This is a genomic window from Desnuesiella massiliensis (assembly GCF_001403615.1).
Classification (GTDB): Bacteria; Bacillota; Clostridia; order Clostridiales; family Clostridiaceae; genus Desnuesiella; species Desnuesiella massiliensis.
The window spans coordinates 1,108,413-1,122,331 of sequence record NZ_LN879456.1 but is presented as its reverse complement, the minus strand read 5'-3'; the positions used below and the strand labels follow the sequence as shown (position 1 = coordinate 1,122,331).

Below are 13,919 nucleotides of genomic sequence, written 5' to 3'. Positions count from 1 at the left end.
CATGGATAAGCTATTAGAAGAATCTTTAATAGAATTTAAAAGTATAACTTTAGATTTAATAAATGCCTTAGAATACGATGATTTTGATAAACTTGAATCACTTATAGAAAAACGTCAGGCTATAATAAACATATTAGAAAAGGCTAATTACGCAGAAGAAGAATTTAAACATATAGCTAGCTCCATAGACTTACTAACTCTACAGAAGAAAGTATTGGACTTAATGAATTCTAAAAAAGTAGAGCTAAGAAGTGAAATGGATAAATTGTCAGAAATAAAAACTGCAAATAAGAGCTATAATTCTAAATTTGCTGTGGATTCGGTGTATTTTAATAAAAAGATATAAAACTTTTAATATAAGGTATAAAGTATAATTGATTCATTTCGATTATATGAATATATAAAGAATAAATAATTTAAAAAATATTTATTTTTTATATAAAGTATATGATTTAATATACGATATAAAAAATATAGCTGATCAGCAAATGGTAATAAGTCTAATTAGACTTCATTATAATTAGGACAAGGATGTCCAAAATTTCAAAAATCAAGGAGGAATATAAAATGATAATCAATCACAATCTTAATGCTATGAACGCTCATAGAAATATGGGAGTAAACATCGGAAACTCTGCAAAGGCTATGGAAAAATTAAGCTCAGGTTTAAGAATAAACAGAGCTGGAGATGACGCAGCAGGACTATCAATTTCTGAAAAAATGAGAGCTCAAATCAGAGGTCTTAACCAAGCTTCAAGAAATGCTCAAGACGGTATATCTTTAATTCAAACTGCAGAAGGTGCTTTAAACGAAACTCAAAACATACTTCAAAGAATGAGAGAATTATCTGTACAAGCTGCTAATGACACTAACGTAAAAGTGGATAGAGAGGCTATAGCAGAAGAAATTAAATCATTAAACTCTGAAATCGATAGAATAGCAAAAACAACTCAGTTCAATGAGAAAAACCTATTAAATGGATCATTAAAAGCTACTGGTGCAAAACTTCAAATAGGTGCTAATGCTGATTCAGCTTTAACTTTAGAAATAAAAGTAGGTAGCATGGGAGTATCTGCATTAGGTGTAAATGGTATAGCTGTATCAACAAACGCTAAAGCTACTAGTGCTATATCTCTTGTAAATTCAGCTATAAAGAAAGTTTCTACACAAAGATCACAACTTGGAGCATACCAAAATAGATTAGAACATACTATAGCTAACCTTGATAATGCATCAGAGAACTTACAAGCAGCAGAATCAAGAGTAAGAGACGTAGATATGGCTAAAGAAATGATGAACTTTAGCAAGAACAACATTTTACAACAAGCTGCACAAGCTATGCTTGCACAAGCTAACCAAGCTCCACAAGGAGTTCTACAATTATTAAGATAATATATAATTTAAAAAGGCTCTTAAGATTTTTTCTTAAGAGCCTTTTTTGCGTAAAGTTTTATAGATTATTGTCGATAAATAGTAAAAGGACATACTATTTAAATTGTAGGTGATTAAAAAGTGAAAGTATTAACAGAATATTTAAAAGGGATTGCAGAAGATAAGAATATTAATACTAATGGAGTTATTTTAGAAAAAAGTAAAGATAATAAAGATATTTTTAAGGTAAAACATAATAATAAAATTAGGTATATTGGAAGTAAATATAACGTGCAGCAGGATATAGATAATTTTTGTGAGGATTTTAAAGACATTAATATTGATACAATTATAATTATTTTTGGTCTATCTACAGGAGAACATATAAATAAAATTCAAAAAATAATCAAGAAGTTTAATAGGGTACTAGTAATAGAACCTGATAAAAGGGTATTAAAATCTTTTTTAACTCTGGAAAAATCAAAAGCTATATTAGAAGATGAGCGTATAAGTATAATAGGATTTGAAGAAAAAAATCTACAAGATTACATAGCAGGTTTTATTTGGCATGAAAGTAATTACAATAATATCAAAGTTTGTTTTTATAGTAATTATGATAAGTTATATTTATCAGAATATACTAGTTTTTTGAGAATATTAAAAGATACATTAAGGGCTATAGAAACTAATGTAGCTACAGAAATAGTACTTGGTAAAAAATTTATGGAATCCTATTTAAATAATATTAAACATATTTCAAATAGCTATACCATAAACCATGTTAAAGATAAGTTTAAAGGCTTTACCGCTATAATTGTGTCTGCAGGCCCTTCTTTAGAAAAAAATATACATAAACTGAAGCAGGTAAAGGATAATGCTATAATTATATGCGGTAATAGAACGTTAAAGCCATTGATGGAAAAGGGTATAACTCCACATTTCATGTGTGCCGTAGATTGCAGTGATCTTTTATATGAGATGACTAGTGATTATTTGTATAAAAGAGTACCTTTAGTTTTTACAGAAACAACAAACTCAAAGTTAGTAGAGGCACAAGAGGGACCAAAAGTGTTTTTTAAGTACGGGGTGGTAGACACTAACATAGGAAATATTTTTGGTAAAAGTATAGATAGCCTATATTCAGGAGGTTCTGTAGCTCATTCTTGCGTGGATTTTGCAAAATACTTAGGGTGTATTAGTATAATATTTGTAGGGCAAGATTTGGCTTATACTGAAAATAAACATCATGCAAATATTGCAGGGACAAATGGGGATAAGGAACTTAATTATAATGTAGATCTTATTAAAGTTAAAAGCTTAGAGGGAGATACAGTCTATACCACTAGGGTTCTGGATGGATTTAGAAAAAACTTTGAAGATTATATAGAACAAGAAAAGCAAATTAAGTTTATTAATGCTACAGAAGGTGGGGCGCATATAGAAGGCACAGAAATTCTAACTTTGGAGGAGTCTATAAATAAATATGCTGTAAAATCTGGAATAGATAAAATTATAAGTGAAATATTTCAATATAAAAATACTATAAATGAAAACAAAAATATAATAAAGAAAAATTTAATACATAATTATGATTCTATTGTTGATATGAAAAAAAACCTAGAAAAGCTTAGAAAAGCTATTAAAGACTCTTTAGATAGTGATAGTATAAAAAAGATTAGAAAAACTCAAAAATTAATAGCAGATGTTAATAGAAAAATAGATAATGATAGTTATATGAAGTTTTTAAACTTTTTAACTTTACCGGTTATAAGTAAATCTCCAGTATATTTTAGATACGAAGAGTCAGAAGTAGAAATAGAGAATGTAAAAAATATATTAGAAGGTTTTTATAGATTATATGGTGATTTTATAAAATGCATTGAAGATGTAAAAGTTAAAATAGAAGATTGTATAGAGGCACAATAATTATTATAAGGTATAAATCGATGATTTTAAAGGTGATAAGATTATGAAAAATAACATAAATAGATTGTTTGTTTATAAAAGCCATACTATAAGGCAAGTAATTCAGTCAATTGATTTAGGGGCAAAGGGAATTGCTTTATTAGTAAATCAAGATGGCTTATTATTAGGAACCATTACGGATGGTGATATAAGGAGAGCTATATTAAAAGGAGTACCATTAGATGATTCTATAGAAAATGTAGTTCATTATAATCCTATAATTGTGAAGCAAAACATGACTAAAGAAGAAATAAAAGATATTTTCATTAAAAAAGCAGTTAGGCATATTCCTATAGTAGATGCTAACAATAAAGTTATAGACTTAATAAGTATAAATGATATTTTGTTGCCAGAGGGGAAAGATAACCTAGTAATTATAATGGCAGGTGGTCTGGGTACTAGGTTAAAAGAACTTACTAAGGAAATCCCTAAACCTATGTTAAAGATAGGAAAAGACCCTATTCTTCATCATATAATAAATAACTTTAAGCAGTATGGCTATAACAAAATGGTTTTATCCGTCAATTATAAAGCTGATATAATAGAAAATTATTTTCAAGATGGCTATGCATATGGAGTTAAAATTGAGTATGTAAGAGAAAAAAAGAGACTAGGAACTGGTGGAGGAATAAAATTAGCGAAAAACTATATAGAAGCTCCATTCTTTGTTACCAATGGAGATATATTTACTAGCCTTAATGTAGAAGATATGATGAATTTTCATATAGAAAATAAATTTGATATAACTGTAGGGGTTAGAAGACATTCCTTTCAAATTCCTTATGGAGTTATAAGCTCAGAAGAAAATAACATTAGAAGTGTAGAAGAAAAACCTACTATAGAGTATTTAATCAATGGAGGAATTTATTGTATCAATCCGGAAATTATTGAATATATCCCAGATGATGAATATTATGAAATAACTGATTTAATAAATAAATGCATAAAAGAAGGGAAAAATGTTGGTAGTTATGAGATAAAAGATTATTGGATGGATATAGGGAAGATAGAAGATTACTATAAAGTGAATGAGGATATGTATGAATTAATAGCTTGTGAGAAATTAGGTGATGAAGATGATAAATAGTAAAAGGATTTTGGCTATAATACCAGCTAGAGGAGGTTCAAAAGGTATACCAAGAAAAAATATAAAGGATTTAAATGGTAAGCCACTTATTGCGTATACCATAGAAGAAGCTAAGAAAAGTAGATATATTGATAGTATAGTAGTTTCAACGGAAGATGAGGAAATAGCAAAAGTAAGTAAAAAATATAATGCAGAAGTGCCTTTTTTACGACCTAAGGAATTATCGGAGGATGATACTCCAGGAATAGAACCTATAATATATACAATAAAGAGGCTTCAGGAGAGTGGAGATGATTTTGATTATATAATGTGCCTTCAATGCACTTCTCCCTTTAGAAAGACTGAGCACATTGATGATGCTTTAAAAAAATTAATAAATGAAGATGCAGATTCTATTGTAAGTGTATGTGAAAGTGAAGTAAGTCCTTACTGGATGAAAAAAATAAAAAATGGTATAATGGAGGACTTTTTAGATGATATTCCATTTTATTCAAGAAGACAGGAGATTCCTACAACTTATAGGCTCAATGGAGCAATATACATTGCTAAAAGGGAAGTTTTATTAAAAAATAAGAATTGGTATACGAAAAATACTTTAGCATATATTATGGATAAAAAATCATCAATTGATATAGATGAAATGATTGATTTTAACTTTTCAGAGTTTCTTATGAAGGAGGATGAACATGACTAAAAATATGACATTTGGTGATGGAAAGCCGTGTTTTATAATAGCAGAAGCAGGTGTGAATCATAATGGTGATATAAATATAGCAAAAAAACTTGTAGATGCTGCTTTTGAAGCTGGTGTAGATGCGGTAAAATTTCAAAGCTTTAAAGCTGAAAATTTAGTAACTAATAAGGCACCAAAAGCTGATTATCAAAAGGAAACTACAGGTAATGGGAATCAATACGAAATGCTTAAAAGCTTGGAGTTATCATATGAAGATCATATAGTATTGAAAAGTTATTGTGAAGAAAAGGGAATATTATTTATTTCAACTCCTTTTGATTTTGAAAGTGTAGATTTATTGGAGAAACTAAATGTTCCTCTTTATAAAATAAGCTCTGGAGATTTGACAAATATTCCTCTTTTAAAATACATAGCAAAATTAAAGAGGCCTATGATTATATCAACAGGCATGGCTAACTTAGTGGAAATAGAAGATGCGGTGGAAGTGACAAAAAAAGAAGGAAATGATAAAATTAGTTTATTGCATTGCACATCTAATTATCCCACAGAATATGAGGAGGTAAATTTAAATGCTATGACTACGCTAAAAAATGCTTTTAAATTACCAGTAGGATATTCTGACCATACCATAGGAATAGAGGTACCTATTGCAGCAGTAGCTATGGGTGCAAAGATTATAGAAAAACATTTTACTTTGGATAAAGAAATGGGTGGTCCTGATCATAAAGCATCTTTAAATCCAGAAGAGCTAGGAAGAATGGTGTTAAGCATAAGGAATATTGAAAAAGCCTTTGGGGATGGAATTAAAAAATGTAATAAAAGTGAAGAAAAAAGTAAGTTTGTATCAAGAAAAAGTATTGTAGCTAAAAGATTTATAAAATCTGGGGAGATTATTACAGAGGAAATGTTAGACTTTAAAAGACCGGAGAATGGGCTATCGCCTATATATTTAGATGAAATTTTAAATAAGGTAGCTATTACAGAGATTTGTAAAGATGAAATAATAAATTTCTTTAATGTTAGGTGATTACAATGAAAAAAAATAAGTGTATTTTTTTAGACAGAGATGGGACGATAAATGTCTATAAATGCCTACTTCATGAATCAGAAGATTTTGAGCTATTACCTAGAGTATCAGAAGCAATAAGATTAATTAATAAAAGTGATTTTATGTGTATAGTTGTATCTAATCAACCTGTTGTTGCTAGAAATTTATGTTCTCTAGAAGATGTTTGGAAAATAAATGATAATATGAAAGAGTTATTAGCTGGTGAAGGGGCATATTTAGATGATGTATTTATATGTCCGCATCACCCAGATTCGGGATATTTAGGTGAAAATAAACAATATAAGATTAAATGCAATTGTAGAAAACCAGATATAGGTATGATAGAAAAAGCAGCACAAAAATATAACTTAGATTTATCAAAATCTTATATAATAGGGGATACAACTATAGATATTCAAACAGGAAAAAATTGTGGAATGAAAACTGTACTGCTTAAAACAGGATTAGCTGGAAGTGATAAAAAATACGATGTTTGCTCAGATTATAATGCAGAAACCTTGGTACAAGCTGTGAAAATAATTTTAGAAATAGATGAATAAATAGAATAATTCTTAGATGAATAAGGATAACTTTTGAAAATAATTATTTTAGTTTTGTAAGATTCCATAGAATTTTAGATAGTATATTAGTTGATATTGTATTTAATGTACAAAAGATTATAAACAAGAAGGAGCTGTTTATTATGAGCGAAGCATTTCTTAAGTACGATTATGATGTAAATATAAAATTGAATAATTTTGAAAAGTATATGATAAGACAAGATTTAGCAAGATTTAGCAAGATTTATAGGAAGATATGAAAATTTTAAGCTTATAAAAAACGTAAAGGGCTCAATTATAGAGTGTGGTGTGTACCATGGAGGAGGCCTAATGGACTGGGCTAAGTTATCTTTTAATTTGGAGCCATATGCAATGCATAGAAAAGTAATTGGGTTTGATACATTTGAAGGGTTTCCAAGCATATCAGAGAATGATGGCAGTAAGTATAAAAATGAAAATTTAAAGGAAGCAGGATTTGCCACTGAATATAATGTGCATAATGAACTTATAGATGTTATACAAGAATATGATAATAATAGGTCCTTAAATCAATTTAATAAAATAGAATTGATAAAAGGCGATGCTACAAAAACAATACCTGAATACTTAAGATTTAATAAACATTTAGTAGTAGCTTTATTATTTTTAGATTTTGATTTATATGACCAACTAAAGTAGCTTTAGACACACTTTTACCAAAAACACCCAAAGGTGGAATAATAGCTTTTGATGAAATAAATAATCAATACTGGACAGGAGAAACAATGGTGTTGCTAGATAAATTTACCAAAATAAATGATTTACAGATAAAGAAGTTTGAATTTGATCCTAATATAGCTTACATTCAATTATAAAATAAAGAGGGCGGATATAGATGAAGGTACTAGTAGAAGGCATAGGAAGTATGGTTTTTGGAACTCAATTAAAATACTATAGTGAAATGGATTGGAACTTAGTTGGAATAGATATCACAAATAAATCTTTTGGATTATATAAAGAATTAAAACCATATATTGTACCTAAATATTTAGATAAAGATTGTTTTAATATTATTGAAAATATAATTAGAAGTGAAGAAATACAGCTAGTATTTCCAACTATTAATGAAGGCTTACTCGAGTGGAGCAAAAGAAAAACATATTTTAAGGAAAAATATAACACTAATGTTGTTATATCTGATGAAGAAGTAATAAAGATTTGCACAGATAAGTGGAACACATATAAATTTTTTAGTGATAATAAAATTCCAACGCCTAAGACATCACTTGGTATGGATTATGAATTATTAAAGCCTAGAGTTGGTAGAGGGAGTTCTGGAATATATTTTAGGAATAATGTTGAGAAAAGCTTTGATATGGATGGATATATATCACAAGAAATAGTTAATGGTCAGGAATATACTATTGATGTTTTATGTGATTTAAATTCAAAGCCAATTTATATAATTCCGAGAAAAAGAATTGGGGTTGAATCAGGAGTTTCTGTGATGGGAATGACAGTATTCGATGAACAAATGGTGGGTTATGTAAAAAAAATAGTTAAAATCTTGAAACCAGTAGGTATTATAAATATTCAATGTTTTAAGAATGAAAAAAATATTTATTTTATAGAAATAAATCCTCGAATTGCTGGGGGAAGCTCATTATCTTTTGCTTCTTCGGATAATTGGTTTAACGCTATTAGAGCCTTTTATCAGGGCAAAGAATATGTTCCTAAAAAAGCTATTTATAATAACTATATGTTTAGATATTATCAAGATGTTATTGTAAATGAGAGAAATTTAGTATTTTGGAGTGAACAATAATGAAAAAGATATTAGCAGTAACTGGTATACGGTCTGAGTACTTTATATTGCAACCTATTTTTGAAGAATTAACTAAAAGAAATGATATTAGACTGAAAGTTGTAGTTACTGGAACACATCTTTCACCATTACACGGTAATACATACAAACTAATAGAAAATGATGGATACAACTTAATAAAACTGGAGACGCTGTTATCTTCTGATTTATTATCTGGAAGATGTAAATCAGTAGGAATTCAACTTATGGGACTTACAGATATTGTTCTTAGGGAAAAGCCTGATTGGCTAATGGTTTTAGGCGACAGGGAAGAAAGCATAACTACTGCTACTGTTGGAACTTATATGAACATACCTGTTGCGCACATTTGTGGAGGGGATCGGGTAGTAGGAAATATTGATGATTCTGTTAGACATGCAGTAACTAAATTAGCACATTTACATTTTCCCACTACAAGAGAAAATGGAGATAGAATCTTAAAAATGGGCGAAGAACCTTGGAGAGTTAATGTGGTTGGGAATCCAGCATTAGATTCAATTAGAAAACAAGAAAACTTATCATATGATTATATAAATAACAGGTTGGGAACGAATTTAAAAGAAGAAAAACCGTTTATATTATTAATAAAACATCCATTAAGCTCTGAAATAGAAGAAGCTGAAAATCAAATGAGGGTAACATTAGAAGCAGTATCTGAATTAGGGTATAGTACAATAATAACATATCCTAACTCTGATGCAGGTGGGTATGACATGATAAGAGTTATAAAGGAGTTTGAAAGAAAATACAGTTTTATAAAAGCCTTTGAAACTTTGCCTAGGGATATATTTGTGAATTTACAAAGAAAGGCTGCTTTATTATTAGGTAATTCTAGTTCGGGAATACTAGAAGCACCATTTCTAAAGTTGCCAGTTGTTAATGTCGGAAATAGGCAAAAACAAAGGCAACATGCAGAAAACATTATATTTGTACCTCATGAAAAAGAAAAAATAAAAGAATCTATAGAGAAGGCTATTTTTGATAAAGATTTTATTGAATTATGCAAAAATTGTATTAATCCATATGGTGATGGATATAGTGGAGAAAGAATTGCAAGAATCATTGCTGAAACTGAAATAAACAATGAGTTAATTAATAAGCAAATAATCTATTAACATAAAAGGAGCTAAATGTAATGAAAGTATTAGTAATTTCAGTTCATCCAGATGATGAAACTTTGGGATGCGGTGGAACAATTTTAAAACATAACGAATTAGGAGATGAATTGTATTGGTTAATTATAACTAAAGCAGATGCATCTTTAGGGTTTTCTGATGAATTTTTATTGAAACGTAGAGAGCAAATTAAAAAAGTTTGTAAAAGATATGGGTTTAAAAAGATGCACGAATTATCTTTGTTAACTACAAAATTACATACTATAGACTTTAGTGACTTAATACAAGCTATTTCAAAGGTAATAAATGAAGTAAAACCAGAAATAATTTATATGAATAATAGGTCAGATATTCATACAGATCATCAAGTTGCAGCAAAAGCTATAATGAGTTGTACTAAAAGTTTTAGATATCCTTTTATTAAGAAAATTTTGATGTATGAGTGCATTTCAGAAACAGAAATAGCCCCGGCCTTACCTGAGAATTTGTTTATACCTAATGTATATTCAGATATAACAGAGTTCATTGATAAAAAAATGGAGATAATGAAGATGTATGAGTCAGAAGTCCAGGAACCACCGTTACCCAGAAGTTTAGATAATATAAGAGCTTTAGCAAGATATAGAGGTTCATCGTGTGGTGTTGATTATGCGGAAGCTTTTATGCTTTTAAGGGAAAGATTTTAAAAGGAGATACTTTTTATGAGTAAAAAGATAGTTCTTTTAGGTGCTGGAGGACATTGTAAGGTTATTATAGATATTATAAAAAGTACAAGTCAATATGAAATAATAGGAATAACAGATAAAAATGTTAGAAGGAGTACACTTGATATACCTATACTAGGTGACGATAACATACTTGAAAATTTATACAAAAATGGAATTGAATATGCATTTATATGTTTAGGAGCAATAGATAATTTGTCTCTGAGGAATAATCTTTATAAAATGTTAAAAAATATAGGGTTTAAGATACCTGTACTAATTCATAAAAATGCTATAATTTCACAAAATGTTTCTATTGGTGAGGGTACATGCATAATGCCTGGTGCCATAGTAAATTCAGGAGCTTATATTGGTGAGAATTGTATAATAAATACTGGCAGTGTAATTGAACATGATTGTAAAATACAAAATAACACTCATATATCACCTAAGGTATGTCTAGGTGGAGGTGTTAAAATAGGATATAATTCTCATATAGGAATTGGGGCTAATATAATTCAAGGTATAAGTATAGGCAATGACGTTACTATAGGTGTTGGAGCTGTAGTTATCAATAATTTAGAAGATAATTGTACTGCAGTAGGAGTGCCAGCTAAACCTATAAAATTTAAGTAATTTAAATTAAAGTGCGGATAAGGAAGTGGAATGATGAATTTAAAAGGTAAGAAAGTACTTGTTACTGGTTCAGAAGGTTTTATAGGAAGTCATTTAACAGAAAGACTTATAGAAATTGGAGCAGAGGTAACAGCACTGGTTCAATATAATTCCTTTAATAATTGGGGATGGATAGATATTTTTGATAAAAATACAAAAGATAGCATTAAAGTAGTAACTGGTGATATTAGAGAATATGATGGAATGAAAAGAATTATAAAAGAACAAGATGTAGTTTTCCATTTAGCAGCTCTTATAGCTATTCCTTATTCATATTTATCACCTATGGCATATGTAAGAACTAATGTGGAAGGTACGACAAATGTTTTAGAGGCTTGTAGAGAATATGAGGTGCAAAAGGTTATACATACATCAACTTCAGAAACCTATGGTACAGCACTATATGTCCCTATAGATGAAAAGCATCCTATGCAGGGACAGTCTCCTTACTCAGCATCAAAAATAGGTGCAGATAAGATAGCTGAAAGCTTTTATAAAAGTTTTAACCTTCCAGTAGCTACTATAAGACCATTTAATACCTATGGTCCAAGGCAGTCAGCAAGAGCAGTTATACCGACTATAATATCACAAATTTTGTCAGGTAAAACTGAAATTAAGCTTGGAAGTTTAGTTCCCACAAGAGATTTTAACTACGTAAAAGATACTGTAGAAGCCTTTATAAAAATTGCCGAAAGTGATAAGACCATTGGAGAAGTTATAAATGCTGGATCTAATTATGAAGTTTCAATAGGTAATACAGTTAAAAAGATTATAGATATTATAGGCAAAGATGTAAGGATAGTTACTGATGATGAACGAATCAGGCCAGAAAATAGTGAGGTAAATAGATTGTGGGCAGACAATACTAAGATTAAAGAATTAACGGAATGGAAACCTCAATATAGTTTAGAGGATGGATTAAAAGAAACTATTCAGTGGATAAGAAATAATATGAATTATTTCAAAGCTGATATTTACAATGTTTAGATAATTTAAGTAAATATGAAGGAATTGGAGTTGAGCACATGATACCTTTATGCATACCTAAAATGAAAGGGAATGAATGGAAATATATAAAACATTGTCTTGATACTAATTGGGTATCCTCAGCAGGATCTTATGTAAATAAATTTGAAGAGGATTTTGCTAATTTTACACAGTGTACCAGTGCCGTGGTAACTATGAATGGTACTGCTGCTTTAGAGCTTGCACTTAGAACTCTAGGCATAGGAGTTGGAGATGAAGTTATAGTACCTTCTTTAACTTTTATATCCCCCATAAATACTATAAAGTATGTAGGAGCAGAGCCAGTATTTGTTGATGTGTGTAGAGATACTTGGGTTATAGACGTAGAAAAAATAGAAGAGATGATAACTCCAAGAACAAAAGTTATTTTACCTGTGCATATTTATGGTCACCCAGCAGAGATGAATAAAATTATGGAAATAGCAAAAAAGTACAACCTTTATGTTATAGAGGATGCTACTGAAAGTTTGGGATCTTTATATAATGAAAAGGCTGTAGGCACTATAGGACACATAGGATGTTTTTCTTTTAATGGTAACAAGCTTATAACCACTGGAGCAGGTGGAATGCTTGTAACTAATGATAAAAAGCTAGGAGAAAGAGCAAAATATTTATCCACTCAAACCAAAACAATTTTAGATAATGGTGCTTTTTATCACGAAGAGATAGGTTATAATTTTAGAATGCCTAATTTACTTGCAGCTATGGGTTGTGCACAACTAGAGAATATAGACGAGTATATAAAAATTAAAAGAGAGAATGCAAAAGTTTATAATGAACTTTTAAAGAATGTAAAAGGCGTAACACTACCTGTAGAAAAAGAAGAAGTAAGAAATGTTTATTGGCTATATTCTATTTTAGTAGAGGAGGATTATCCTTTAACTAGAGATGAACTTATAGCTAAATTAAAAGAAAATGGAATAGAATCTAGACCATTTTTTATGCCTATACATGAAATGCCGTCTTATAAGCAGTGTAAATGTGGTGATATGAAGATTACTAATGAATTAGCTGTTAAAGGTATAAATCTTCCAAGTTCTGTAGAATTGAAAAAACAAGATATTGAAAGTATTTGTAGCATAATAAGTAATTATTAAAATAAAATATATTTTATTCAATAATTTAGAATGGAGATAGGCTATGGATAATAAAATAGAATTATTAAAAATTACTAGTGAATATATATTAAGTGTAAAACATTCTATAGAACAAATTATAGAATATTTACAAAGTGATAAGGAAGCAAAAGGACTTTCATTAATAGGGGATGTAGCAAATAATTTAAGTTTGTTGTTCGAGTCAATAGAAAGCACTAAAGATTACCAAAAGGAAGAGGTTAATTTAAACGAATTAAATGAAAAGTTAAGTGAAATAGTTGAAGCTATGGAAAATGGAGATACTATATTAATAGGTGATTTATTTCAATATGAATTAATACCTATTTTAGATAATATACAAAAAATAATTAATGATTCTATAAAATAAGATATCAGTTAAAAATTTCATTGTTAGCTATGAATTTAATCCTAACAAGGAGTATAATATATGTTTTTGTGAGAGGGTAAGTAAACTAGAAAAAGTAATAAATAAATTTCAATCTAATTTTGATTTATATTATAATTTAGCTCTTATTTGTTTTTCCAAAGGCGACTATGAAAAATCTTTAATTTATTATTATACAAATTAATATTTAAGTGGTAATGAAGAGCTAACTGATTCTATTATGAAAAGTATAGATACTTTTACTAATGACAAATTAATTGGATAAAATAAAGTACTTAGTACTATAAAACTCAAAGAAGTATCTTTGAGTTTTCATATAAAGAGATTA

The 13,919-nt window shown here is 29.0% G+C and carries 15 protein-coding genes; all 15 read left to right on the top strand.

Going from position 1 to position 13,919, the window contains the following annotated elements; translation table 11 throughout:
• Window position 1 precedes the first annotated feature (1 nt).
• The 15 genes from BN2665_RS16265 (at window position 2) to BN2665_RS16195 (ending at window position 13,573) form a co-directional block, all read left to right on the top strand.
• A complete protein-coding gene (locus BN2665_RS16265) occupies window positions 2-346 on the top strand; it encodes a flagellar protein FliT (protein ID WP_074042349.1) in 345 nt (114 codons plus the stop codon).
• Window positions 347-567: 221 nt separating this feature from the next.
• A complete protein-coding gene (locus tag BN2665_RS16260; RefSeq protein ID WP_055668142.1) occupies window positions 568-1,392 on the top strand; it encodes a flagellin N-terminal helical domain-containing protein in 825 nt (274 codons plus the stop codon).
• A 120-nt stretch (window positions 1,393-1,512) separates the two neighbouring features.
• Window positions 1,513-3,297, top strand: coding sequence for a motility associated factor glycosyltransferase family protein (locus BN2665_RS16255; RefSeq protein ID WP_055668141.1), 1,785 nt, complete (start codon window positions 1,513-1,515; stop codon window positions 3,295-3,297).
• Window positions 3,298-3,340: 43 nt separating this feature from the next.
• Window positions 3,341-4,423 (top strand): nucleotidyltransferase family protein, encoded by a 1,083-nt coding sequence (locus tag BN2665_RS16250; RefSeq protein WP_055668140.1) that lies wholly within the window; start codon window positions 3,341-3,343, stop codon window positions 4,421-4,423.
• Window positions 4,413-5,117, top strand: a complete 705-nt coding sequence (locus BN2665_RS16245; RefSeq protein WP_055668139.1) for an acylneuraminate cytidylyltransferase family protein — start codon at window positions 4,413-4,415, stop codon at window positions 5,115-5,117. The genes BN2665_RS16250 and BN2665_RS16245 overlap by 11 nt, the downstream gene beginning before the upstream one ends.
• Window positions 5,110-6,144, top strand: a complete 1,035-nt coding sequence (gene neuB, locus BN2665_RS16240; protein ID WP_242865963.1) for an N-acetylneuraminate synthase — start codon at window positions 5,110-5,112, stop codon at window positions 6,142-6,144. Before BN2665_RS16245 ends, neuB begins: the two co-directional genes overlap by 8 nt.
• A 5-nt stretch (window positions 6,145-6,149) precedes the next feature.
• A complete protein-coding gene (locus tag BN2665_RS16235) occupies window positions 6,150-6,725 on the top strand; it encodes a D-glycero-alpha-D-manno-heptose-1,7-bisphosphate 7-phosphatase (protein ID WP_055668137.1) in 576 nt (191 codons plus the stop codon).
• Window positions 6,726-6,971: 246 nt separating this feature from the next.
• Entirely contained in the window at window positions 6,972-7,403 is a 432-nt protein-coding gene (locus BN2665_RS27480) for a TylF/MycF/NovP-related O-methyltransferase (protein WP_341452684.1), read from the top strand.
• Window positions 7,404-7,599: 196 nt separating this feature from the next.
• A complete protein-coding gene (locus BN2665_RS16225) occupies window positions 7,600-8,529 on the top strand; it encodes an ATP-grasp domain-containing protein (RefSeq protein WP_055668135.1) in 930 nt (309 codons plus the stop codon).
• Window positions 8,529-9,683, top strand: coding sequence for a UDP-N-acetylglucosamine 2-epimerase (neuC, locus tag BN2665_RS16220; protein WP_055668134.1), 1,155 nt, complete (start codon window positions 8,529-8,531; stop codon window positions 9,681-9,683). The genes BN2665_RS16225 and neuC overlap by 1 nt, the downstream gene beginning before the upstream one ends.
• A 20-nt stretch (window positions 9,684-9,703) precedes the next feature.
• Window positions 9,704-10,369: a PIG-L deacetylase family protein gene (locus BN2665_RS16215; protein ID WP_055668133.1), complete on the top strand. Its 666-nt coding sequence runs from the start codon at window positions 9,704-9,706 to the stop codon at window positions 10,367-10,369.
• 15 nt (window positions 10,370-10,384) lie between these two features.
• A complete protein-coding gene (locus tag BN2665_RS16210; RefSeq protein ID WP_055668132.1) occupies window positions 10,385-11,023 on the top strand; it encodes an acetyltransferase in 639 nt (212 codons plus the stop codon).
• 33 nt (window positions 11,024-11,056) lie between these two features.
• Window positions 11,057-12,049: an NAD-dependent 4,6-dehydratase LegB gene (locus BN2665_RS16205; RefSeq protein ID WP_055668131.1), complete on the top strand. Its 993-nt coding sequence runs from the start codon at window positions 11,057-11,059 to the stop codon at window positions 12,047-12,049.
• Window positions 12,050-12,087: 38 nt separating this feature from the next.
• The gene (locus BN2665_RS16200; protein WP_055668130.1) at window positions 12,088-13,185 is read left to right on the top strand and encodes a LegC family aminotransferase; all 1,098 of its coding nucleotides are present in this window, start codon (window positions 12,088-12,090) and stop codon (window positions 13,183-13,185) included.
• Window positions 13,186-13,228: 43 nt separating this feature from the next.
• Window positions 13,229-13,573 (top strand): DUF8042 domain-containing protein, encoded by a 345-nt coding sequence (locus tag BN2665_RS16195; protein WP_055668129.1) that lies wholly within the window; start codon window positions 13,229-13,231, stop codon window positions 13,571-13,573.
• Window positions 13,574-13,919: the final 346 nt, after the last annotated feature.

Bases quoted from the DNA above. Each gene is read 5' to 3' on its own strand.
- BN2665_RS16235 (WP_055668137.1), top strand. From the start codon at position 6,150: ATGAAAAAAAATAAGTGTATTTTTTTAGACAGAGATGGGACGATAAAT.
- BN2665_RS16210 (WP_055668132.1), top strand. From the start codon at position 10,385: ATGAGTAAAAAGATAGTTCTTTTAGGTGCTGGAGGACATTGTAAGGTT.
- BN2665_RS16215 (WP_055668133.1), top strand. From the start codon at position 9,704: ATGAAAGTATTAGTAATTTCAGTTCATCCAGATGATGAAACTTTGGGA.
- BN2665_RS16205 (WP_055668131.1), top strand. From the start codon at position 11,057: ATGAATTTAAAAGGTAAGAAAGTACTTGTTACTGGTTCAGAAGGTTTT.
- BN2665_RS16200 (WP_055668130.1), top strand. From the start codon at position 12,088: ATGATACCTTTATGCATACCTAAAATGAAAGGGAATGAATGGAAATAT.
- BN2665_RS16260 (WP_055668142.1), top strand. From the start codon at position 568: ATGATAATCAATCACAATCTTAATGCTATGAACGCTCATAGAAATATG.
- neuB (WP_242865963.1), top strand. From the start codon at position 5,110: ATGACTAAAAATATGACATTTGGTGATGGAAAGCCGTGTTTTATAATA.
- BN2665_RS16265 (WP_074042349.1), top strand. From the start codon at position 2: ATGGATAAGCTATTAGAAGAATCTTTAATAGAATTTAAAAGTATAACT.
- BN2665_RS16245 (WP_055668139.1), top strand. From the start codon at position 4,413: ATGATAAATAGTAAAAGGATTTTGGCTATAATACCAGCTAGAGGAGGT.
- BN2665_RS16225 (WP_055668135.1), top strand. From the start codon at position 7,600: ATGAAGGTACTAGTAGAAGGCATAGGAAGTATGGTTTTTGGAACTCAA.
- BN2665_RS16250 (WP_055668140.1), top strand. From the start codon at position 3,341: ATGAAAAATAACATAAATAGATTGTTTGTTTATAAAAGCCATACTATA.
- neuC (WP_055668134.1), top strand. From the start codon at position 8,529: ATGAAAAAGATATTAGCAGTAACTGGTATACGGTCTGAGTACTTTATA.
- BN2665_RS16195 (WP_055668129.1), top strand. From the start codon at position 13,229: ATGGATAATAAAATAGAATTATTAAAAATTACTAGTGAATATATATTA.